The 20093-nt window shown below is 64.5% G+C and carries 19 protein-coding genes; 7 read left to right on the top strand and 12 right to left on the bottom strand.

Annotated elements, in window-relative coordinates; translation table 11 throughout:
- Window positions 1-58: 58 nt before the first annotated feature.
- Window positions 59-802, top strand: a complete 744-nt coding sequence (locus AC1DU8_RS20260; RefSeq protein ID WP_477689693.1) for an SDR family NAD(P)-dependent oxidoreductase — start codon at window positions 59-61, stop codon at window positions 800-802.
- A 50-nt stretch (window positions 803-852) separates the two neighbouring features.
- Window positions 853-1665: an SDR family NAD(P)-dependent oxidoreductase gene (locus AC1DU8_RS20255; protein WP_477689692.1), complete on the top strand. Its 813-nt coding sequence runs from the start codon at window positions 853-855 to the stop codon at window positions 1663-1665.
- A gap of 19 nt (window positions 1666-1684) precedes the next feature.
- Here the strand turns inward: AC1DU8_RS20255 and AC1DU8_RS20250 are convergent, their stop codons facing one another.
- The 3 genes from AC1DU8_RS20250 to AC1DU8_RS20240 form a co-directional block, all read right to left on the bottom strand.
- Window positions 1685-2389 carry a tetratricopeptide repeat protein gene (locus AC1DU8_RS20250; RefSeq protein WP_477727185.1) on the bottom strand — a complete coding sequence of 235 codons (705 nt, stop codon included), beginning with the start codon at window positions 2387-2389 and terminating at the stop codon, window positions 1685-1687.
- A 190-nt stretch (window positions 2390-2579) separates the two neighbouring features.
- Entirely contained in the window at window positions 2580-3770 is a 1191-nt protein-coding gene (locus AC1DU8_RS20245; RefSeq protein ID WP_477689690.1) for a pyridoxal-phosphate-dependent aminotransferase family protein, read from the bottom strand.
- Window positions 3771-3779: 9 nt separating this feature from the next.
- A complete protein-coding gene (locus AC1DU8_RS20240) occupies window positions 3780-4679 on the bottom strand; it encodes a DMT family transporter (RefSeq protein ID WP_477689689.1) in 900 nt (299 codons plus the stop codon).
- A 75-nt stretch (window positions 4680-4754) separates the two neighbouring features.
- On the opposite strand from AC1DU8_RS20240, the gene AC1DU8_RS20235 reads away from it, so the two are divergent.
- The 4 genes from AC1DU8_RS20235 (at window position 4755) to AC1DU8_RS20220 (ending at window position 9043) form a co-directional block, all read left to right on the top strand.
- Window positions 4755-5657, top strand: coding sequence for a LysR substrate-binding domain-containing protein (locus AC1DU8_RS20235; protein WP_477689688.1), 903 nt, complete (start codon window positions 4755-4757; stop codon window positions 5655-5657).
- An 85-nt stretch (window positions 5658-5742) separates the two neighbouring features.
- On the top strand, window positions 5743-6750 hold the full coding sequence (locus AC1DU8_RS20230; protein ID WP_457281801.1) for a Bug family tripartite tricarboxylate transporter substrate binding protein: 1008 nt from the start codon (window positions 5743-5745) through the stop codon (window positions 6748-6750).
- Between the two features lie 214 nt (window positions 6751-6964).
- Window positions 6965-8047 carry an asparaginase gene (locus AC1DU8_RS20225; protein ID WP_457281800.1) on the top strand — a complete coding sequence of 361 codons (1083 nt, stop codon included), beginning with the start codon at window positions 6965-6967 and terminating at the stop codon, window positions 8045-8047.
- Window positions 8048-8050: 3 nt separating this feature from the next.
- Window positions 8051-9043 (top strand): M14 family metallopeptidase, encoded by a 993-nt coding sequence (locus AC1DU8_RS20220; protein ID WP_457281799.1) that lies wholly within the window; start codon window positions 8051-8053, stop codon window positions 9041-9043.
- A 22-nt stretch (window positions 9044-9065) separates the two neighbouring features.
- On the opposite strand, the gene AC1DU8_RS20215 is transcribed toward AC1DU8_RS20220, so the two are convergent.
- Window positions 9066-9584: a flavin reductase family protein gene (locus AC1DU8_RS20215; protein WP_457281798.1), complete on the bottom strand. Its 519-nt coding sequence runs from the start codon at window positions 9582-9584 to the stop codon at window positions 9066-9068.
- Window positions 9585-9787: 203 nt separating this feature from the next.
- Here AC1DU8_RS20215 and AC1DU8_RS20210 point away from each other — a divergent pair, with 203 nt between their 5' ends.
- The gene (locus tag AC1DU8_RS20210; RefSeq protein WP_477670340.1) at window positions 9788-10534 is read left to right on the top strand and encodes a M14 family zinc carboxypeptidase; all 747 of its coding nucleotides are present in this window, start codon (window positions 9788-9790) and stop codon (window positions 10532-10534) included.
- Between the two features lie 26 nt (window positions 10535-10560).
- Here the strand turns inward: AC1DU8_RS20210 and AC1DU8_RS20205 are convergent, their stop codons facing one another.
- From AC1DU8_RS20205 to AC1DU8_RS20170, 8 genes are all read right to left on the bottom strand, one after another.
- Window positions 10561-11379 carry a M55 family metallopeptidase gene (locus tag AC1DU8_RS20205; protein WP_457281796.1) on the bottom strand — a complete coding sequence of 273 codons (819 nt, stop codon included), beginning with the start codon at window positions 11377-11379 and terminating at the stop codon, window positions 10561-10563.
- Window positions 11376-12458, bottom strand: coding sequence for a DmpA family aminopeptidase (locus tag AC1DU8_RS20200; protein ID WP_477727184.1), 1083 nt, complete (start codon window positions 12456-12458; stop codon window positions 11376-11378). Before AC1DU8_RS20200 ends, AC1DU8_RS20205 begins: the two co-directional genes overlap by 4 nt.
- An 18-nt stretch (window positions 12459-12476) precedes the next feature.
- On the bottom strand, window positions 12477-13373 hold the full coding sequence (gene gsiD / locus AC1DU8_RS20195; protein WP_477727183.1) for a glutathione ABC transporter permease GsiD: 897 nt from the start codon (window positions 13371-13373) through the stop codon (window positions 12477-12479).
- Between the two features lie 68 nt (window positions 13374-13441).
- Window positions 13442-14362, bottom strand: a complete 921-nt coding sequence (gene gsiC / locus AC1DU8_RS20190) for a glutathione ABC transporter permease GsiC (RefSeq protein WP_457281794.1) — start codon at window positions 14360-14362, stop codon at window positions 13442-13444.
- A 42-nt stretch (window positions 14363-14404) separates the two neighbouring features.
- Entirely contained in the window at window positions 14405-15955 is a 1551-nt protein-coding gene (gene gsiB, locus AC1DU8_RS20185; protein ID WP_457281793.1) for a glutathione ABC transporter substrate-binding protein GsiB, read from the bottom strand.
- A gap of 82 nt (window positions 15956-16037) precedes the next feature.
- Complete coding sequence (locus AC1DU8_RS20180; RefSeq protein ID WP_477727219.1) at window positions 16038-17939, bottom strand: dipeptide ABC transporter ATP-binding protein; 1902 nt, start codon at window positions 17937-17939, stop codon at window positions 16038-16040.
- A 26-nt stretch (window positions 17940-17965) separates the two neighbouring features.
- Window positions 17966-18976 carry an isoaspartyl peptidase/L-asparaginase family protein gene (locus AC1DU8_RS20175; protein WP_477727182.1) on the bottom strand — a complete coding sequence of 337 codons (1011 nt, stop codon included), beginning with the start codon at window positions 18974-18976 and terminating at the stop codon, window positions 17966-17968.
- Window positions 18973-19932 carry a MurR/RpiR family transcriptional regulator gene (locus AC1DU8_RS20170; protein ID WP_457281791.1) on the bottom strand — a complete coding sequence of 320 codons (960 nt, stop codon included), beginning with the start codon at window positions 19930-19932 and terminating at the stop codon, window positions 18973-18975. Before AC1DU8_RS20170 ends, AC1DU8_RS20175 begins: the two co-directional genes overlap by 4 nt.
- Window positions 19933-20093 lie beyond the last annotated feature (161 nt).

The following is a 20093-nucleotide window of genomic DNA, read 5'->3' as shown; positions in this document are numbered from 1 at the left end:
GAAGCCGGTTCCGCGGTGTTCTGGCACAGAAAGTTCTTTAATGTATGAAGGTTAATTGATGAAACCGCTTCAAGAAAAAGTCGCGCTGGTCACCGGCGCGGCCGGCACCATGGGCCTGGCCGTTGTCAAGGCCTTGCTCGAAGACGGCTGCAAGGTCGCGATGGTCGATGTGAGCCAGGAGCGCAACCGCGCGCTGGCCGATGAGCTGGGTTCGCGTGCCTTGTCCTTCTCGTTTGACATCAGCGATGCGGCCGCCGTGAGCGACGGCCATGCACTCATCGTCAAGGCCTTCGGGCCCGTCGACATCCTGGTCAACAACGCGGGCATCCTGTCCAACAACAAGGTCGAAGCCACCGAAGCGGGTGAATGGCGGCGCGTGATGGGCGCCAACCTCGACGGCGCGTTCTACCTCGCGCAGCAGGTGGTGCCGGCGATGAAGGCGCGGCGTTTCGGCCGCATCATCAACACCAGTTCCCTGGCGGCCAAGACCGGCGGCCTGACGGCGGGCACGGCGTACTCGGTGTCCAAGGGCGCGATGAGTTCGCTGACCTTTTCACTGGCACGCGAACTCGCGCCCTTCGGCGTCACAGCCAACGCCGTCGCGCCGGCTTACGTCAAGACGCCCATGATCACCGAACAGCTCAATGAAGAGCAGCGCCAGAAGCTGCTCAAGGACATCCCGGTCGGCCGCTTTTGCGAGCCCGAGGAGTTCGCCCACGTGGTGCGCTTCCTGGCCTCGCCGCTGTCGGGCTTTATCACCGGCGAGATCATCGACCTCAATGGCGGCCTCTTGATGGACTGAGGAAAACCCTTTCGCCGCCCGCGCGCTTTGCGCCCACAATTTCGCCATCCATGAGCAGCATCACACCTTCCGTCGATTTCAGCGCCGCACTGACAGGCTTGTTCGACCTGCGCGGCAAAACCGCTTATGTGCCCGGCGGCTACGGCGGCATTGGCGAGGCGATTGCGTGGGGCCTGGCCATGGCCGGGGCGCGCGTCGCGGTGTCGGGCCGTGACGAGGCCAAGGCGCAGGCCGTGGCCTCGGCCCTACGGGGGGCAGGGCACGAGGCCATCGGCCTGGCCATGGATGCACATTCGGTGCCGCAGATGCAGGCTTCCGTCGACGTGGTGGCCGCGCGGTGGGGCGGCCTCGACATCCTGGTGAACTGCGTGGGCATGCAACGCGAGCAGCCCTTGCTCGAGGTCACCGAAGAAGCCTTTGACGAGGTGCTGCAGGTCAACCTCAAGGCCGCGATGTTCCTGGCGCAGGGCGCGGCCAAACACCAGATTGCAGGCGGCAAGGGCGGCGCGCAGGTGCACCTGCTCTCGGTGCGCGCGCAGCTTGGCTTGCGCGGCCGCGGTTATTCGGCCTACAGCAGCAGCAAGGGCGGCCTGGTCATGCTGATACGCCAGCACGCCAGCGAACTCGCGCCGCACGGCATCACCGTCAACGGCATTGCGCCCACGGTGGTGCAGACCGAAATGGCGCGCCACTGGCTGGAAAATCCCGAGACGCGGGAACAGGTGCTGGCGCGCATTCCGCTGGGCCGTGTTGCCGACCCGCAGGACGTGGCCGGTGCGGCGGTGTTTTTCGCGGCGCCTGCATCGCGCTTTGTCACTGGGCAAGTGCTTTATCTCGACGGCGGTATTACCGCTTCGCAATAAGCCCTGACAAGCTACAGCCTTACTTCGCCAATCCAAGTGCCTTGGCCGCATTCACCATGGATGGATCTTTTGCCCAATCTGGGTTGGCCCGGATATGGCGCTTGAGCAATTCCGCCGCTTCTTCGTTGCGTTTCAAAATGCCCAATGAGAAAACGGCTTCTTTAATACCGCCTATTTTTGCAATACGGGCGGGATCAATCCCAAGTGCTTTGTAAACCGTAGTCACGCATTCTTCATGACGATCAAGCTGATGAAGTGCCGAGGCCATAGCCAGCAAAGACAGAGCACTATGGTCAATAGAATTCCACTTCTGTGATCGCGCCAGAGCCATAGCCCAGTTGTGATTTTTGAAATCTATCTCACCCAAAAATCCCAGTATCGGTACATACGTCGGATTCTTCTTCGCTATGTCCTCCGCCATCTTGTAAGCCGTCTCTACATTGCCTCTGCGCAAAGTAGTCTCCGCCAATACCTGGTGCAAATTGGCTTGGTAAGGACTGCCCTTCTGTATGCCTTGTTTTGCTATGCGGTCTGCACTGGCGAGATCTCCGGCATCCATGTAAAGAATGGCAAGTCTTGGGTCGTAAAAACCTTGGCCAATACAGGACTTGCCTTGATCTTCCAATGCCTTGGCGCGCCCAAGACGGCTACCCAGCCCAGGGCTCTCATCCCAGCGAATAGAAAGTGCATCGCAAGTAGGCGCGTCCGTGGCGGTTTGGCCCATGGCAACGGAACACCACATAGATATGGCGGTACAGAAGAGGCCCGACCAAAGCCAAAATCTATCGGTATTACCAACGAGAGATCGTGTGTATTTTTCAGTTTCGCGTTTCAATTTCTCATCCCCCCTCTGCAAGCGCTTTCCCCGGCCGAAGCGCATAGCCATAGATTGGCACATGACCCTGCTTCAGAACTCAGCGCTGGCCCGCCAAAGCCGCGACGGCATGTTGCACGCCGCCGCTGCCGATGGAAATGCCCTGCACCCGCATGGCGGCTTCCACGCCGGCCAGGCAACCGAGGATCATCGCCGGGTTCATGTCGCCCAGGTGGCCTATGCGAAACGTGCGCCCCGCCAGCGGCCCCAGGCCGCCCGCGATGGCGACCTGGAACTGCTCGCGCGCGACTGAGCGCAAGGCCTCGGGGTCAATGCCGGCGGCCACGGACACGGTGGTGACGGAGACCGAGCGCGCGGCCGGTTCGCGCACAAACAGGCTGAGTGCGCCGCCTTCGCTCCAGGCCTCGACGGCGGCATGCACGGCGCCGGCGATCATCTGGTGGCGGGCGATGACGTGCTCAACACCCTCGTGAAAAATCAAGCCCAGCGCGGCCTCCAGGCCGAAGAGCAGGCTTTGCGGCGGCGTGCCGCAGAACTTGCGGTAGCTCAGCGGGCTTTGCCGCCGCGCCCAGTCCCAGTAGAAGCGTGGCGAGGGGTTGGCTGCGGCCACCTTCATCGCGGCGCTGTCCGCCGCCACAAAGGCCAGGCCGGGCGGCACCATCAGGCCTTTTTGCGAGGCGCCCAGCACGACGTTGGCGCGCAGCGCGTCCATGGCAAAAGGCGCGGCGCCCAGCGAGGCCACCACGTCCACCACCAGCAGCGCGGGATGGGCCGCGGCGTCCAGCGCCTGACGGATTCGGGTGAGGTCGCTGGTCATGCCGCTGGCGGTGTCGGTGTGGACTACAAACACGGCCACGATGGCGTGCGCGGTGTCGGCGCGCAGCACGGCTTCCATCGCCGGCACGTCAATCGGGTAGCCTTCGCGCCACGGCGTGCGCAGCACTTTTGCGCCCATGGCCTCGGCCTGCACGGCCCAGGACTCGGAGAAATGCCCGGTGCCGGCGATCAGCACCTGCTGCCCAGGCGCGAGCAGGTTGGCGATCACGGCTTCCCAGGCGCCGTGGCCGTTGCAGGCATACATGAAGACGTCGGCGGCGGTTTGCAGCAGTGCCTTGAGCCCGGTCTCGCAGGCCTTGATCACACGATCGAGCCGCGGGTCGGCCAGATCCATGGGCTGCCTTCGCATCGCATCCATCACCTCGTCGGGCACCCGTGTGGGCCCGGGTGAGTGGAGGAATCGATGGCCGGGGATGCGTGGGTGGGACGTCATGTCGAAAAATTATGCGCCTGACGGCTTGCGGTTGACGAGCACGATGCCGGCCGCCACGGTGGCCAGCGCCACCAGCAGGCCGGTGGTGACGCTTTCTTTCAGCCACAGCGCGCCGAACAGCAGCGCGAACAGCGGCGTGAAAAACACAAACACCGAAATTTTGGTGGCCGGGTAGCGCCCCAGCATCCACATCCAGGCCAGATAGCTGGCGAAGGCGCCTATCACGGTCTGCAGCAGCAGGGAGGTGATGGCGAAGGGGCTGAAATGCCACGACCATTGCTCGCCCAGGTAGAGCGACAGGAAGGGGAACGCGGCGGCGCTGACGGCCAGCTGGTAGAACAGCAGCTTTTCAGCGGAGATGCTGACGAGTTTGGTGGCGCGTATCACCACGGTGGTCAGGCCCCACAGCATGCCGGCGGCCAGCGCCAGGAGGTCGCCGCGCGCCGTCGAGGCATGGCCTCCGGTAAAGCCTTCGCGCAGCGCGAACACCACGGCGGCAAACGCGCACAGCAAGCCCAGCCACTGCAGGCCGCGCAGCCGTTCGGACTTGACCCACAGCGGTACCAGCGCCGCAACCCAGAAGGGCGAGGTGTACAAGAACACCGTGAGGCGCGAGGCGCTGGTGTATTGCAGGCCCACATAGATGCAGGTGAACTCCGCGCCGAACAGGGCGCCGGCCAGCAGGCCGGCTTTCAGCGAGCCGTCGCGGCTGAACAGCGGGATCTTGCGCCACAGGCACCAAAGCCACAGCAGCACGGTGGCGCCCACCAGGCGCAGCGAGGCCTGGAACATGGGCGGAATCTCGCTGATTGTGGCCTTGATCAAGACCTGTTGCAGGCCCCAGAACAGGCAGCAGCCCAGCAAGAGGGACATGGCGAGGGCGTCGAGATGGGTCTTGCGTACAGTCATTGGGAGTGATGGTAGCGGGACTGGGCGCAGGCTGCAGGCGATACCATCGCTTCATTTCCTGAACGAGGTGCTGCCGTGGACCATAAATGGCTGGAAGACTTCATCGCGCTGGCACGTGAGCGCAGCTTTTCGCGTGCGGCAGAGCTTCGCCATGTGACGCAGCCGCAGTTTTCGCGCCGCATACGCGCGCTGGAGCTGTGGGTGGGCGCGGACCTGATCAATCGCGCGGTGATGCCTCTTGCGCTGACGGCCGCTGGTGAAGAGCTGCTGCCGGTGGCGCGCCGCGCGGCGGCGAGCCTTAACGATGCGCGCTCCCGCATCCGCCATGCACGGGGCGGGCTGGACTGGGTCACGTTGGCAACAGGCCGCACGCTTTCACGCAGCGCCGTGCCTGACTGGCTCGCGCGCGCCAAGCGCGGGGCCGGGGAGTTTCGCTTGCGCATTCTCACAGGCTCCATCCATGAAGGGGCCACGGCCCTGGAACAGGGGGCTGCTGATTTCTTGCTGTCGTTCACGCATCCGCGGCTGCCGCTGTTGCTGGACGAACAGACGTTCGAAGGACTCGCGCTGGGCACGGACGAACTTGTGGCCGTCAGCGCACCGCGTGCCGATGGCCAGCCGCAGCACGCCCTGCCCGGTACGGCCCGCAAGCCGGTGCCGGTGCTGGGCTATGCGCCCACGCTCGCCCTCGGCCAGATCCTTCAGGACGGGCTCAACCGCAATGCGCGCGAGCTGCATCTGCATACCGTGACCGAGTCTGACTTTGCCGAGTCGCTGCATGAGCAGGCCTTGCAGGGCGTGGGCCTGGCCTGGCTGCCGCGCGGACTGGTCGAAGGCGACCTGCGCAGCGGAAGGCTGGTCGAGGCGGACGGCAAGGGCGTGACGGTCCGGTTTGAGATCCGCCTGTACCGGCCGCGCAGCCCGCGCAATGAATTGGTGCAGCGCATCTGGTCCGCCAGCACGCCGGCTGCTTCCTGAATCCAGGTCGCATGCGCCCATGCGTGATACGCATGGGCCGCGCAGGGGCGGCTCCTAGACTGGCGCCATCAACAAGGAGCGCGCCATGCCAGGAATGTTTACCCTCAATCGCCGCGGCGTGAGCCGCACACTTTGCCTTGCCGCCGCAGGGCTGTTGGGTTTGCCGGCTGCCTGGGGCCAGGCCTGGCCTGCCGGCAAGCCCATTTCGCTGGTGGTGGGCTACCCTGCCGGCGGAAGCGTGGACCTGGTGGCGCGCATCATCGCCGAACCGCTGGCCAAGCGCCTGGGCACACCCGTGGTGATCGAGAATATCGGCGGCGCCGGTGGAACCATAGGCGCCCAAAAAGTGGTCAGTGCCGCGCCCGACGGCTATACGCTACTGCTGGGTTCGGGCAGCGAAATCTCGATTGCCAAACTGTTCAACGCTGCGGTCAAGTACAACGGTGAAACCGACTTGAGCCCGGTCGGGCTGATAGGCGTCACGCCCATGGTCTTTGTGACCAACACCAAGACCGGCGTCAAAACCATGGAGGAAGCGATTGCCAAATCCAAACGCGAACGCAACCAGCTGAGCTTTGCCTCTTCGGGCATAGGCACGCCGCTGCATGTGTCGGGAGAGCTGATCAACCTGATGGCTGGCACCACCTTCCGCCATGTGCCGTATCGCGGCGCAGGACAGCAGCTGCAGGACTTGCTGGGCGGCAATATCGAGTTCAGTGTCTCTGTGCTTTCCTCCGCGCTGCCACACATCGAGTCCGGCAAGATGATCCCCTTGGGCGTCACCACGCCGACGCGTTCGCGGGCTGCACCACAAATCCCTGCACTCGGCGAGAACCCCAAGCTCAAGGGTTACGACATGAACGTCTGGTTCGGCCTCTTCGGGCCCGCCAAGCTGCCGGCGCCCATGGTGGCGCGCCTGAACAAGGAGCTCAACGAAATCCTGCGCGAAGAAGCCGTTTGGCAAAAGCTCCAGAAAGCCGGCATCTCCAATGACGGCGGCACGCCACAGGCGCTCACGGCCTTTATCCGGGCTGAAACCCAGCGCGTGCGCAACGTGGTCAACAAGGCAGTGGCGACCGGCGCTACCTCGTAAGTCGTAAGCGGGAATTCACCCAAACCCATGCGGTGCCGTTGAAGCTGAAGCCGCGGGGGCCGGGCCGGGACAACGGCGGCAGGCCCACAGAAGACCCTGGCTCGCCATGATCTGTATTTGTTAATCGCGAAGCGTGCTGGCCAGGCCCCTCCGGAGCACTGGCGGGGCTCTGCACGCCGAGCAATATTTTTAGCCCGACACGGAGGGAATTGTCATGCACTTATCTGTCATATCAATGTTGCGCGGGCTCGCCTGCGGTCTGCTATTGCCGCTTGCTGTTTCGGCTTCGGCGCTGGCCCAGGAAGTGAAGAAACCTAACGTGGTGCTCATCGCCACCGGCGGCACGATTGCCGGCGTCGGAGCATCGAGCACCAACATCGGCGCCTATCAGGCCGCTGTGGTTGCTGTCGACAAGATCATGGCCGCCGTGCCGGAAATCCAGACTATTGCCAACGTCAAGGGCGAGCAGATCTTTCAGGTCGGCTCACACAACCTCACCAACGACCGCCTGCTCCAACTGGCCCGGCGGGTGTCTGAACTCCTTCGGTCGGACGAGGTTGATGGCATCGTGATCACCCATGGCACCGATACCCTGGAAGAGACCTCGTACTTTCTCAACCTCACCGTCAAAAGCAGCAAGCCGGTCGTGATGCTCGGGTCCATGCGGCCCGGCACGGCGCTCAGCGCAGATGGGCCGCTTAACCTCTACAACGCGGTGGCGGTCGCCGGGAGTAAAGAAGCGGTGGGAAAAGGGACTTTGGTGGTCATGAATGACGAGATTCACAGCGCTCGCGATGTCACTAAAACCAATGCCACCCGGGTTGACACCTTTAAATCTCCCTACGGTCCGCTCGGTCTCGTGATCGAAGGTCAGGCCAGGTTCTACCGTGCGCTGATTCGCCCTCATACGGTGCAGAGTGAATTCGACATTGACAAGATACAGACTCTGCCGCAGGTCGACATTGCTTATGGCTATCAGAACATGAACCGTGCGGCATACGACGCGTTGGTCGCATCCGGGGCCAAGGGCATCATTCATGCGGGTGTCGGCGCGGGAAGCGTTCCTGAGTACATAGCTGGCCCGCTTAACGAGATTCGCGCCAAGGGGGTGTTTGTCGTTCGGGCAACCCGCACCGGCAGCGGTGTAGTGATTCGGAACAATTCGGTGAAGGATGACGTCAATGACTGGCTCGTTGTTGACGACCAGAATCCCCAGAAGGCCCGAATTCTTCTGGCCTTGGCCTTGACGAAGACAAGGGACACCAAAGAGTTGCAGAAAATCTTCTGGCGGTACTGACACATGAAACGATCAGGAAGCGATCAAGCGAAGTCTGGCGAAGTGATCAGGAAAGCCCATGCGGTGCAGCTTCAGCCGCCCGGGTTGTCATTCTGGGCGGCCTCTTCCACAGGGGTGGCGCATGTGCAGGAGCGCACTTCAACCGAAGCCGGCCCGGAAGTGCTGGTGACGGCGCTGGTGCATGGCAACGAATATTCGGGCGCCTGGGCGCTGGACGCGTTCCTTCTCAGCGGGCTGCAACCGCGGCGGGGGCGCATCACCGCCGTGTTCTGCAACACCGAGGCCTTCATGCGGTTTGACACCCGTAAGCCCGACGCCTCCCGTTTTGTTGACGAGGATTTCAACCGCGTGTGGTCCGCTGATCTTCTGGATGGCCCCCGGCGCAGTACCGAGCTGCTGCGCGCGCGCGAAATCCGGCCGTTTGTGGACCGGGCCACCCATCTGCTGGATCTGCATTCCATGCATGAGCCCGGTGGCGCTTTGCTGGTGACGGGCATGCTGCCGCGCAATATTGCTTTTGCGCAAAGCCTGGGTACCTCGGGCCAGGTGGTCGTTGATGCCGGTCACGCCGATGGTGTCCGTATGCGGGACTACGGCCCGCTTGGCGACGAAAACGGCGACCGCATTGCCCTGCTGCTGGAGGCCGGCCAGCACTGGGAACTGGCGTCGCTGCAGGCGGCGCGCAACGTGCTCATGCGGTTTCTGGTGTGTGCGGGTGTGATTGACCGCGGCGATGTGCCGCCTGGCTGGTTGCTGCCCGATGCGCCGCCGCCGCCGCCCGTGACGGTGACGCATCGCGTGGTTGCGCGATCAATGGACTTTGCCTTTGTGCAGGACTTTTGCGGCGGCGAAACCATACGCCATGCCGGCACGCCGATTGCGCATGATGCGGGCGAACCGGTGGTGACACCCTACGACGACTGTGTGCTGGTCATGCCGTCGGTGCGGCAGTTGCGGCCCGGTGTGACGACCGTGCGGCTGGGCCGGCTGGGCTGAACACGGCCTGCGCAGGTGCGGTTTACAGCGGATGCTCGGTATAAAACTTGCCGCCGTGAAACAGCAACGGCGCGGCTCCCGCGCGGTGGGTGCAGCGCTCCACTTCGCCCACGAAGATCACGTGGTCCCCTTCTTCGTACCGGCTGCGGTTGAAGCACTCGAAAGTGGCGGCTGCGCCTGTCAGCAACGGCGCGCCGCCGACACCCTCCGTAAACAGCACGCCTTTCCAGCGGTCTTCGCGCCGGCTGGCAAAGCGCTCGGCCAGCTCTTTCTGGTCAGCCGCGAGGATGCTGATGGCGTAGTGTGATCCGGTGCTGAGCGCGGCCATCGATCCGGCCGCCTGCGCCAGGCTCCAGAGCACCAGCGGCGGCTGCAGCGATACCGAGTTGAAGGAGTTGGCGGTCAGCCCGACCAAGGCGCCTTGCGGCGTCCGTGCGGTGACGATGGTGACCCCGGTGGCAAACATGGCCAGCGAAGCCCGGAACTCCCGCTGGGAGAAGCTGGGGCTGCTCGCTTTGCGGGGGATGGCAGGGGTCAGCATAGAAGGGTAATTTAACCGAAGCGGTACAGGCGTACCCGCGTCAGGGTTTAGGCCGCATCTTGCGAGGGACTGGCGGCCCGGCAGTTAAACTGGGTGCCATGCCATTTTTTCGTTCTGCAGCCTGTTTTTTTGCTATCTATTTAATAGCTGCTGGCGCTCGTGCAGATTCACCTTGCGCCGATTACTCTTCCAAACTCCCGAATGTGAAGCGTGAGCTGTGTGAGGCGGCACAACTGCAAGCTTCGGGGACGCGTTCGGTTGACGGCCGGGTGCTCTGGGTGCGTGACGTCAAGCCCGAGCAGCCCGGCTTGCGTGTGCTGGTCGTCGGTGCGATTCACGGCGACGAGTTGTCCTCAGGGGCCGTGGCGCTGCACTGGATCAGGCTGGCTTCCCAGCCGCCGCTGGACTCGCCCCAGGCGATCCACTGGCGGTTCGTTCCTGTCCTCAATCCGGACGGCGTGCTTTCCAGGCCGCCTCGCCGTACCAACGCACATGGTGTGGATTTGAACCGCAACTTTCCCACCCCCAATTGGGAGCGCGACGCGAAGGTTTACTGGGAAAAGCGCACCGGCAAGGACCCGCGCCGCTGGCCTGGGCCCAAGCCGCTGTCCGAGCCCGAGTCGCGGTTTTTGCATGAGCAGATGCAAAGCTTCAAACCCAACCTGATCGTCAGCATTCATGCGCCTTACGGCGTGCTCGACTTTGACGGCCCCTCCGTACCGCCCTCCAGGCTGGGGCGCCTGTACCTTGACCAGGTGGGCATCTTTCCCGGCTCACTGGGCAACTATGGCGGTGTGCACAAGGGCGTGCCGGTGGTCACCATCGAACTGCCCAATTCCACCCGCACGCCGCTGGATGCCGAGATGCGCCAGATGTGGCTGGACCTGCTGCGCTGGATGAGTGAGCGGGCCGTGGGGCAGGGCGCGGAACACGCGCCGCGCGTGCCTTAGAACCCGTTTGGGCCGCGAACAGCTTCCTAGCGCAGCATGCTCGACATGGCCGACAGGCTGTTGACCATGCGCACCGCGGTCTCCACCGTGGGCGCGTCAAAGCCGACTTCATCCCCGTCCAGCCGCTGCAGCGCCGGCCACTGGCAAAACAGGTCCGCCAGCGCCGGCGACTGGGTCTGGATGCGTACAGCGACAGGGCCTTTCAGCACATAAGGGCGGGCTGAGCCGTATTGCGCCAAGGCCGTGGCAACGCCAACGCGGATGGCGCTGCAGGCCTGGGCCGGGGAAAGGCTGATGCCGCTGGTCTGGCCGGTTGCCCGCTTGGTTTGCACGAAGGTGGCGTGCGGAAACAATGGGCGGTGTTCTTCGATGAACACATCGTCGCCGCTGGCCATCACCACCGGCACGCCGTACTCGCCGGCCAGCGCGCCGTAAATTCCGGCTTCGCCCAGTTCAAGGCCGTTGAAGTACACGCGTGCAAAGGCAAAGCTGTTGATGGTGTGCGCCAGAATGCCGCGGCCTTGCGCGCGCGAGTGGTAGCCGATCATGCAGACGGCGTTCACGCCGTCCTCGACGCCGGCCATCATGCTCAGGTAGCGCGGCTTGCCCATGACGGCCTGGGCGCGTGCGTCCAGCAGGTCGGGCGGCATGTTGCGAAAACTTCCGTGTGAATCGTTGACCAGCACCTCGGTGGCGCCTGCATCGAAGGCGCCGGCGATGGCGGCGTTGGCCTCGTGCGTCATCAGCAGGCGGGCGCGTTCGTACTCGGGGTTGCCGGCGCGCACCTGTTCGTGGTGAAAAACGCCGGCAACGCCTTCGATGTCGGTGGAGATCAGGACTTTCATGGGGGATCCGCTGAAGGTGGAAATGAAAATGAGGATGAAGCGGGCCAGCCGGGCAGCAGGTCGGCCAGCGCGCTCCGGTGGTGGCCGTTGCGGCCGGTCACGGCGCGGGCCTGCCACAGGGCATGGATGATGGCCTGCTCGGTGCTGTCGGCAACGGCCTGAAACAGCGGGTCAATCAGGCCGTCATGCAGCATCGCCACGCCCGGCATGGGCCTGGCGGTTTGCTGCGGCACGGTGTAGGCAGTGGAAAACGCCAGGGCGATGTCGCCGCTGCCGTGGCCGAACACCGAGCCGGTGCGGGCCAGCCCGGCGCCGGCGCGCAACGCCAGCCGGCGCAGCTGGCGCGCGTCAAGCGGTGCGTCGGTAGCAATCAGCAGGATGATGGAGCCTTTTTCGGGCTCTGCCGCTTGCGCCTGATGTGCCACCAGCCGGGCGCCAAGGGTCTGGCCCGCCAGAATCAGTTGCGGCAGCTGGCCGTAGTTGGCCAGCACCAGCGCGCCGACGGTGTGCTCGCCGCCCCCAAGGGCCGCTACGCGGCGCGAAGCCGTGCCTATGCCGCCCTTGAGACCGAAGCTCGACATGCCGCGACCGGCGCCGACCGAACCTTCCTCCACCTCCACACCTGCCTGTTCGCAGGCCTGCAGGTAGTGCTGCCCGGTGACAGCCATGCGCTGGATGTCGTTGAGAAAGCCGTCGTTGCATTCAAACACCAGCGGGTTGACCGTTGGCAGGCTGCGCCCCGTTTCGGGGTTGGCAGCAACGCACTGGTGGATTTGCGCCGTGGCCACGGCGGCGGCCGAAAAGGTATTGGTGAGCGCAATCGGCGTTTCCAGCACGCCGAGCTCCTCGACCTGCATCAGGCCCACGCTCTTGCCGAAACCGTTGAGCACGACAGCCGCTGCCGGGACCCGGTCACGGAACAGGTCGCCTGCATGGGGGCGCACAACCGTCACGCCCGTTTGCACCTCATTCGCATCCAGCGTGCAATGGCCCACGGTGACACCGGCGACGTCGGTGATGGCGTTGCGCTGCCCGTGCGGCAGGCTGCCGATGTGGGGCAGCAGATGGCGGGGTGTCACGACGCGGCCTTGCCCCGGTTACTGGCGGTCAAGTTTGGGGTCCAGCGCATCGCGCAGGCCGTCGCCCAGCAGGTTGAAGGCCAGCACGGTCAGGAAAATGGCCAGGCTGGGAAACAGCGCGATATGCGGCGCATTGAGCATGTCGGCGCGCGCCTCATTGAGCATGGCGCCCCATTCCGGCGTGGGCGGCTGCGCGCCCAGGCCCAGGAAAGACAGGCTGGCCGCCGTGATGATGGAGGTGCCGATGCGCATGGTGAGATACACCACTACCGAAGACACCGTGCCCGGCAGCAGATGGCGCAGCATGATGACCGAGTCGGGCGCGCCTATGGAGCGCACCGCCTCGATGTAGGTCTGGTGCTTGAGCGAGAGCACATTGCCGCGCACCAGGCGCGCAAACGCCGGCACGCTGAACACAGCCACAGCCATGATCACGTTGATCATGCCGTTGCCCAGGATCGCGACGATCCCGATGGCCAGCAAGATGCCGGGAAAGGCAAACAGCACGTCGGACATGCGCATGACGATGCGGTCCCACCAGCCTTCGTAGTAACCGGCCAGCAAGCCCAGCAGCGTGCCGATCACGGCGCCTACGGCCACCGAGACCAGGCCCGCGGCCAGGGAGATGCGCGCGCCCATCAGGATGCGGCTGAAGATGTCGCGCCCCAGCGCATCCACGCCGAACCAGTGCTTGGCTGATGGCGGCGTGTTCAGCGCGTCGTAGTCGAAGAAGTTCTCCGCATCAAAAGGCGTCAGCCAGGGTGCGAACACGGCTACCAGCACCAGCAGCAGCACGAAACCGCCGGCCACCAGGGCAACGCGCTGGTTCTTGAATTTCCGCCAGAACTCGGAGGCAGGCGTGCGCACGGCAAGGGCGGCCATGGGTACGCCGGTTTCTGCGCCGGGTCGCTCCATGGCGAGAGGTGCGCTTTCCGGAGGCAGAGGTTCACTTGCGATGGCAGCGTGTGGGTGTTCGGTGGTAGTCACTTGAAGCGGATGGTCGGGTTGATGATGGCGTAGAGCAGGTCCACCACCAGGTTGATCAGGATGAATTCGAGCGAGAACAACAGCACCAGCGCCTGGATCACGGGGTAGTCCCGCATCTCTACCGCGTCCACCAACAGCCGGCCCATGCCGGGCCAGTTGAACACGACCTCGACGACGATGGAACCGCCCAGCAGGAAACCGAACTGCAGGCCCATCATGGTGACCACCGGGATCAGCGCATTGCGCAGCGCGTGCTTGACCACCACCACGGTTTCGGACAGGCCCTTGGCGCGTGCCGTGCGCACATAGTCTTCCTTGAGGATGTCGATGAAGGAACTGCGCGTGAAGCGCGCCATCACGGCCGCCACACCCGCGCCCAGCGTGAGGGACGGCAGGATGTAGTGCCGCCACGAGTCGGCCCCGACGGTGGGCAGCCAGCCCAGCTGCACCGAAAAGAGTTGCATGAGCAACATGCCCAGCGCGAACGACGGAAACGAGATGCCCGAGACCGCCAGCGACATGCCCAGCCGGTCGGGCCAGCGGTTGCGCCACACGGCCGATACCATGCCCAGCACCAACCCCAGCAGCACCGACCAGCTCATGGCCGCAATGGTGAGCCAGAAGGTGGGTGCGAAACGCTCGGAGATCTCGGTGGCCACGGGCCGCTTGGTGCGGATGGACAGACCGAAGTCACCCTGCAGCGCGTGGCTGAAAAAGCGCACAAACTGCTGCGGCATCGGCAGGTCCAGCCCCAGGTCGCGCCTTACCAGCTCCACGGTTTCGGGGCCGGCATCGGGTCCGGCGGCCAGGCGTGCCGGGTCGCCGGGCAGCAGGTGCACGAACAGGAACACCAGCACGGCCACGATCAGCAGCGTCGGCAGCAGGCCCAGCAGGCGCTTGAGGAGATAGAGGGTCATGCAGGAGCGGGTTTCTTCAGATTGCTGTTGCTGCGGCCGGGGTTACTTCAGTTCCACGTCGTCGAAGTTGAAGCTGCCGTCCGGAATCACATAAAAGCCGGCCAGGTTGCGCGCACGCACTGACAGCAGTTTCTCCGTCACCAGGAAGGCCCAGGGTGCGTCTTTCCAGATGCGCTGCTGGGCGTCGGTGTACAGCTTCGCCTTTTCAGCGCCGCTGGTGGTGACCAGCGCCCTGGCGATGTCGGCGTCTACTTCAGGGTTCTTGTAGTAGGCGGTGTTGAACATCTTGGGCGGCAGGGACTCGGAGGCCAGCAGTGGGCGCAGTGCCCAATCGGCTTCGCCGGTGGATGACGACCAGCCCACGTAGTACATGCGCACCGGAGCCGTTGCGGGGTCCTGCGCGCTCTCCACGCGCTCCACGCGCTGACCGGCTTCCAGCGCCTGCACCTGTACCTTGACGCCGACCTGGGCCAGCTGCTGCTGCACGAACTGGATCACCTTCTGCGCGGTGGTGTAGTTGTAGGCTGACCACAGGGTGCTTTCGAAACCGTTGGGGTAGCCGGCTTCCTTCAGCAGCTCGCGCGCCTTGGCCGGGTTGTAAGGCCAGGGGCCCAGCTTGGCGGCGTATTCCACACCGTGGGGTACCACGCCTTCGGCGGGAATCGCATAGCCCGAGAACACCACCTTGACCAGCGCCTCCTTGTTGATGGCGTAGTTGATGGCTTCACGCACCTTCGGGTTGTCGAAAGGCTTTTGCTGCGTGTTCATCGAGAGGTAGCGATGGATGATGGACGGCGCGCTCGTCACCTCCAGGCTCGGCTTCTTCGACAGGCTTTCCACCGTTTCGGGCGGCATCGGGAAGGCGAAGTGCGCTTCGTTGGTCTGCATCATGGCCGCACGCGTGTTGTTGTCGACCACAGGGCGCCAGGTGATGCTGTCCACCTTGGGGTAGCCCTTTTTCCAGTAGCCTTCCCACTTGGCAACTTTCAGGTAGTCGGTGGCCTTCCATTCGACGAACTTGAAGGGGCCTGTGCCCACGGGGTTCTGCGCAATGCCCTTGCTGCCGTACTTGGCCAATGCCGCGGGCGAAATGATCACGCCTGAGGGGTGGGCCAGCGTATTGATGAAGGGCGAGAACGGCTCCCTGAGGGTAAAGCGCGCGGTGGTGGAGTCCACGGCCTCGACCTTGGCAATGTTCTTGTAGAGGTTGTAGCGTTTGAGCTTGTTGTCGGGATTGGTCACGCGTTCGAAAGTGACTTTCACGGCCTCTGCATTGAAAGGCGTGCCGTCATGAAACTTGATGCCGGACTTGAGCTTGAAGGTGTAGACCAGCCCGTCCTTGCTCACCGTGTGGCTGTCGGCCAGCACCGGCACCATCTTCATGTCCTTGTCGAAGCCGTAGAGGCCCTGATAGAAAGATTTGGCCACGGCCTGCGACAGCGTGTCGTTGGAGTCATACGGATCGGTGCTCGTGAAATTGGACTGGACGGCCACGACCACGTCTTTGGCGGCATGGGCCGGCGCGGCGGCAAGACCTGCCAGGCCGATCAGACCGGCCAGCGCGGCAGTGAGGGTGGAAAGACGCTTGTTCATGAAAAACTCCTTGAAAGGAAACGAGGGGTAAGCAAGAGGGACGAGAAGACAAAACGGAGAGGCGGCGGTGCAACGGGTGGGGTCAATAGGGGCCTCCCACCGAATGCCGAGCCACGAAATGCCCCGGCGCCACCTGGTGCAGCGGCGCCACTTGCGGCGCGTCGCCCACGGCGCGTATGGGGCTGGGAATCTCGTCGGCCATGAGTTCGCGCACGGCGCTGCGGCGGGCCGGGTCGGCAACCGGCACGGCGGCCAGCAGGCGCCGGGTGTAGGCGTGTTGCGGGTTCTCGAAAACGGCGCGGCGCGGGCCGATTTCCACGATCTGGCCCAGGTACATCACGGCCACGCGGTGGCTGATACGCTCGACCACCGCCATGTCGTGCGAGATGAACAGGAAGGCGACGCCGAATTCCTGCTGCAGGTCCAGCATCAGGTTGATGATCTGCGCGCGGATCGACACGTCCAGCGCCGACACCGCTTCGTCGGCGATCACCACCTTGGGGTTGAGCGCCAGTGCCCGCGCAATCGCCACGCGCTGGCGTTGCCCGCCGGAGAATTCGTGCGGATAGCGATGGGCCGCTTCGGCCGGCAAGCCCACCTTGCCCAGCAGCCAGCGCACGCGTTCCTGCGCCTCCTGGGGTGATGCGAGCTTGTGTATCAGCATGGGTTCCATGACCGAATAGCCGACCGTCAGCCGGGGGTCAAGCGATGCAAAGGGGTCCTGGAACACGAACTGGATATCACGGCGCAGCGCCTGCAGGGCCCGGCCCTTGAGCGCCGAGATGTCGCGCCCCGCGACCTCAACCTGCCCGCTGTTGAATTCCAGCAACCGCGCCAGCGAGCGGCCCGTGGTGGACTTTCCGCAACCTGATTCGCCCACCAGCGACAGCGTTTCACCGGCCTTGAGTTCGAAGCTGAGCTGCTCCACTGCATATACCTGCCGGCGCACGCGCCCGAGCAGGCCGCCCGCCAGCGGAAAACGCGTGACCAGGTCCTGCACCTTGAGGACAGGCGGCAAGTCATGGCGCACGGTGCTTGCGGCGCTGAAGGGTTGGCCGCCTTCGTCATCTTTGCGCTGCGGCGCACCCGGCACCGCAAAGCGCGCCGGCAGGTCCTGCCCGTGCATAGCGCCCAGCCGGGGCACCGCTGCCAGCAGGGCCTGGGTGTAGGGTTGTTGCGGCCTGGCAAAGAGGCCGGCGCAGTCGCCTTCTTCGACCTTGTCGCCGCGGTACATCACGAGCACGCGGTCGGCAATTTCGGCCACCACGCCCATGTCGTGGGTGATGAAGATCACCGCCATCGCCAGCTCACGCTGCAGCTGCTGGATCAGCGCGAGGATCTGCGCCTGGATGGTCACGTCCAGCGCCGTGGTGGGTTCGTCGGCGATCAGCAGCGTGGGCTTGCAGGCCAGCGCCATCGCAATCACCACGCGCTGGCGCATGCCGCCCGACAGCTGGTGCGGATGGCGTCCCAGCACGTTTTTGGCTTCCGGAATGCGAACCAGGTCAAGCATGCGCAGCGCTTCGGCCAGCGCTGCCTTGCGTGAAAGCCCCTGGTGCAGGCGTATCGATTCGGCGATCTGCTCGCCCACCGTGAACACCGGGTTGAGCGAGGTCATGGGCTCCTGGAACACCATGGCGAGGTCGGCGCCGCGCAGGCTGCGCATCTGCGATTGCGAGGCCTGCGCCAGGTCAAGGCGCTCGCCGTTGCGGCGCGTCAGCCACATGCTGCCGTTGCCCAGGCGGCCACCGCCTTGCTCCACCAGGCGCATGAGGGCTAGCGATGACACCGATTTGCCGGAGCCTGATTCACCCACGATGGCGAGCGTTTCCCCGGCGTCGACGTGAAAGCTGAGGCGCCGCACCGCATGCACGGTGCGCTGTTCGCTGGCAAAGCTCACGCTGAGGTCATTGACCTCGATCACGCGCTGGCGGCCGGCAGTGGGCGTGCCCTGTGCGCAGGGCACCGTACCGGCGCGCGTCATGTCATCCAGGAGTCCGGGCAAAGCGGTCATGCGGCGCTTTCGTCGGCTTCGCCTGCGTAAATGGCGCTCACCGGCGCTTCGCCCACGCGGGCCCAGCCGCGGTACATGCCTTCGGTGTTGAAGGGAAGGCTCAGGTTGCCCTGTGCATCGACGGCAATCAGGCCACCCCGCCCGCCTAGGGCCGGCAGCACGTTCATGACCACCTCCCGGGCGGCCGCATCCAGCGGCATGCCGGCATAAGCCATGCGCGCGCAGATGTCATAGGCCGCTGCAGTGCGTATGAACATTTCGCCCGCGCCGGTGCAGGAAATGGCGGCCGTGCGGTTGTCGGCATAGGTGCCGGCACCTATCAGGGGCGTGTCGCCCACCCGGCCGGCGCGTTTGTTGGTCATGCCGCCGGTGGAGGTGGCGGCGGCCAGGTTGCCAAGCGCATCCAGGGCCACGGCGCCCACAGTGCCGAATTTTCGGCCTTCGTCCAGGGGCGCAGCGCCGGCTGCGGGCGAGCGGAACACGAGCGCCGCACCATCGTGATCCAGCACCGCTTTATCGGTGGCGAGCGCGCGCCGCAGCTGCTCGCGGCGTGCATCGGTAGAAAAATAATCGGGTGAAACCATCTCCAGCCCCTGCTCTTCGGCAAAGGCTTCGGCGCCGGCCGCAACCAGCAGCACATGCTCGCTGCGCTCCATCACGGCACGCGCTGCGCGCACCGGCCTGCGTACACGGCTCACGCAGGCCACCGCACCGGCGCGCAAAGTGGCGCCGTCCATCACTGCCGCGTCCAGCTCATGGGTCTCGTCGTGGGTGAAGACAGCGCCATGCCCGGCATTGAAGAGCGGGCAGTCTTCGAGGAGCTCCACCGCGAGGCTGACCGCATCCAGTGCGCTGCCGCCGCCGGCCAGCAATTGCTGCGCGGGCCGCAGGATGCCCTGCAGGGCAGCGTGATAAGCCGCGTTTTGCTCTGCACTGATGTGGCTGCGGCTCATCGTGCCGGCGCCGCCGTGGATGGCAATAAGGGGAAGAGGCCTGGACAGTGTCACTTGGAAGCCTTTGGCAATTTCGGTGGGGTGCGGGCCTTGCGGAGGGCGGGCGCTGCAGCATCGGCATCAGGGCGCAGCCGTTCGGCATGGTTGCCGTGCAGCCAGGGCAGTACCGACTCGGCCAGTTGCGTTGCCGCCTTGAGCGAGCCTTTGGCGCTGTGGGCGACCGCGCTGCACAAAGCTTCGATCAAGGCCAGGACGGTGGCTTCGGAGTTCGCAAAATACTGGCTCTCGGTATGGGCGTACAGCGCGACGGTGGCCAGCGGCGCCAGCGGCGACGTTACGCGGTCCGTCAGCGCCAGCACCGGCACACCGGCATCGCGTGCGCGGCGCGCCAGCAAGATGGTGTCGCCGAAATAGCGCGGGTAGGCAATGGCGATCAGCAGGTCCTCGGGCTTGAGGCGCGCCAGCACGCGCGCGCCGTAGGACGAGCTCTCGATGCTGGCCAGGAGCTGGACGTTGTCGCAGTAAGGGTCCAGCGAGCGCTGCAGCAGCCCGCCCAGCCAGCTGCTGCTGCCAAAGCCGGCAATGTAAATGCGCCGTGCCTTCAGGATCGCCGCCACCGCCTGCTCGCAGCTCTGGGCATCCAGCGACTGCCGTGTCAGGTCGATGTTGTGCAGGCTTTGCGCCAGGGCGGATGAAAACACGTCGGCCACCGTGGCGGAATGCTCCAGCTTGTTGCGCAGCTTCTCCACCGGGGCCAGCGTGGCTTCGAAGCCCAGCACCAGCGCGGCGCGGAACTGCGGATAGCCGTCAAATTCCAGCGCCCGGGCGAACCGGTTGGCGGTGGCCACCGAAACCCCCAGCGTGGCGGCCAGCTCGTCGATGGGCATGGTGGCCGCTTGCAAAGGGTGGGCCAGCACATAGTCGGCCATTTGCCGGTGCGAGCGGGTCAGCGTTGGCAACAAACGCCCAATACGCTGTGCCATTGAAGGGTTGCCAGGGAATGTCGCCATCAGGATTGGAAGTAAAACTGGATGTATATAAATTTACAAAACAATTCATGATAACGAAATTTTTGATCATTTCAAATCAAATTCAGGCACTGTGATGCGTTGTAGGGGGGCGATGAGGGCCGTGTCGTGGCGCGGGGTTTCAGGCTTCGGCGCCGGAAGGC

This window comes from Polaromonas sp. P3_A5 (genome assembly GCF_056403055.1).
This window is presented reverse-complemented; position numbering and strand designations above follow the sequence as displayed.

What these genes read in the sequence shown, in the direction of transcription:
- AC1DU8_RS20260 (WP_477689693.1), top strand. Translation starts at nt 59, where the DNA reads ATGAAACCGCTTCAAGAAAAAGTCGCGCTGGTCACCGGCGCGGCCGGC.
- AC1DU8_RS20255 (WP_477689692.1), top strand. Translation starts at nt 853, where the DNA reads ATGAGCAGCATCACACCTTCCGTCGATTTCAGCGCCGCACTGACAGGC.
- AC1DU8_RS20250 (WP_477727185.1), bottom strand. Translation starts at nt 2,389, where the DNA reads ATGGGCCAAACCGCCACGGACGCGCCTACTTGCGATGCACTTTCTATT.
- AC1DU8_RS20245 (WP_477689690.1), bottom strand. Translation starts at nt 3,770, where the DNA reads ATGACGTCCCACCCACGCATCCCCGGCCATCGATTCCTCCACTCACCC.
- AC1DU8_RS20240 (WP_477689689.1), bottom strand. Translation starts at nt 4,679, where the DNA reads ATGACTGTACGCAAGACCCATCTCGACGCCCTCGCCATGTCCCTCTTG.
- AC1DU8_RS20230 (WP_457281801.1), top strand. Translation starts at nt 5,743, where the DNA reads ATGCCAGGAATGTTTACCCTCAATCGCCGCGGCGTGAGCCGCACACTT.
- AC1DU8_RS20225 (WP_457281800.1), top strand. Translation starts at nt 6,965, where the DNA reads ATGCACTTATCTGTCATATCAATGTTGCGCGGGCTCGCCTGCGGTCTG.
- AC1DU8_RS20220 (WP_457281799.1), top strand. Translation starts at nt 8,051, where the DNA reads ATGAAACGATCAGGAAGCGATCAAGCGAAGTCTGGCGAAGTGATCAGG.
- AC1DU8_RS20215 (WP_457281798.1), bottom strand. Translation starts at nt 9,584, where the DNA reads ATGCTGACCCCTGCCATCCCCCGCAAAGCGAGCAGCCCCAGCTTCTCC.
- AC1DU8_RS20205 (WP_457281796.1), bottom strand. Translation starts at nt 11,379, where the DNA reads ATGAAAGTCCTGATCTCCACCGACATCGAAGGCGTTGCCGGCGTTTTT.
- gsiD (WP_477727183.1), bottom strand. Translation starts at nt 13,373, where the DNA reads ATGGAGCGACCCGGCGCAGAAACCGGCGTACCCATGGCCGCCCTTGCC.
- gsiC (WP_457281794.1), bottom strand. Translation starts at nt 14,362, where the DNA reads ATGACCCTCTATCTCCTCAAGCGCCTGCTGGGCCTGCTGCCGACGCTG.
- gsiB (WP_457281793.1), bottom strand. Translation starts at nt 15,955, where the DNA reads ATGAACAAGCGTCTTTCCACCCTCACTGCCGCGCTGGCCGGTCTGATC.
- AC1DU8_RS20180 (WP_477727219.1), bottom strand. Translation starts at nt 17,939, where the DNA reads ATGACGCGCGCCGGTACGGTGCCCTGCGCACAGGGCACGCCCACTGCC.
- AC1DU8_RS20170 (WP_457281791.1), bottom strand. Translation starts at nt 19,932, where the DNA reads ATGGCGACATTCCCTGGCAACCCTTCAATGGCACAGCGTATTGGGCGT.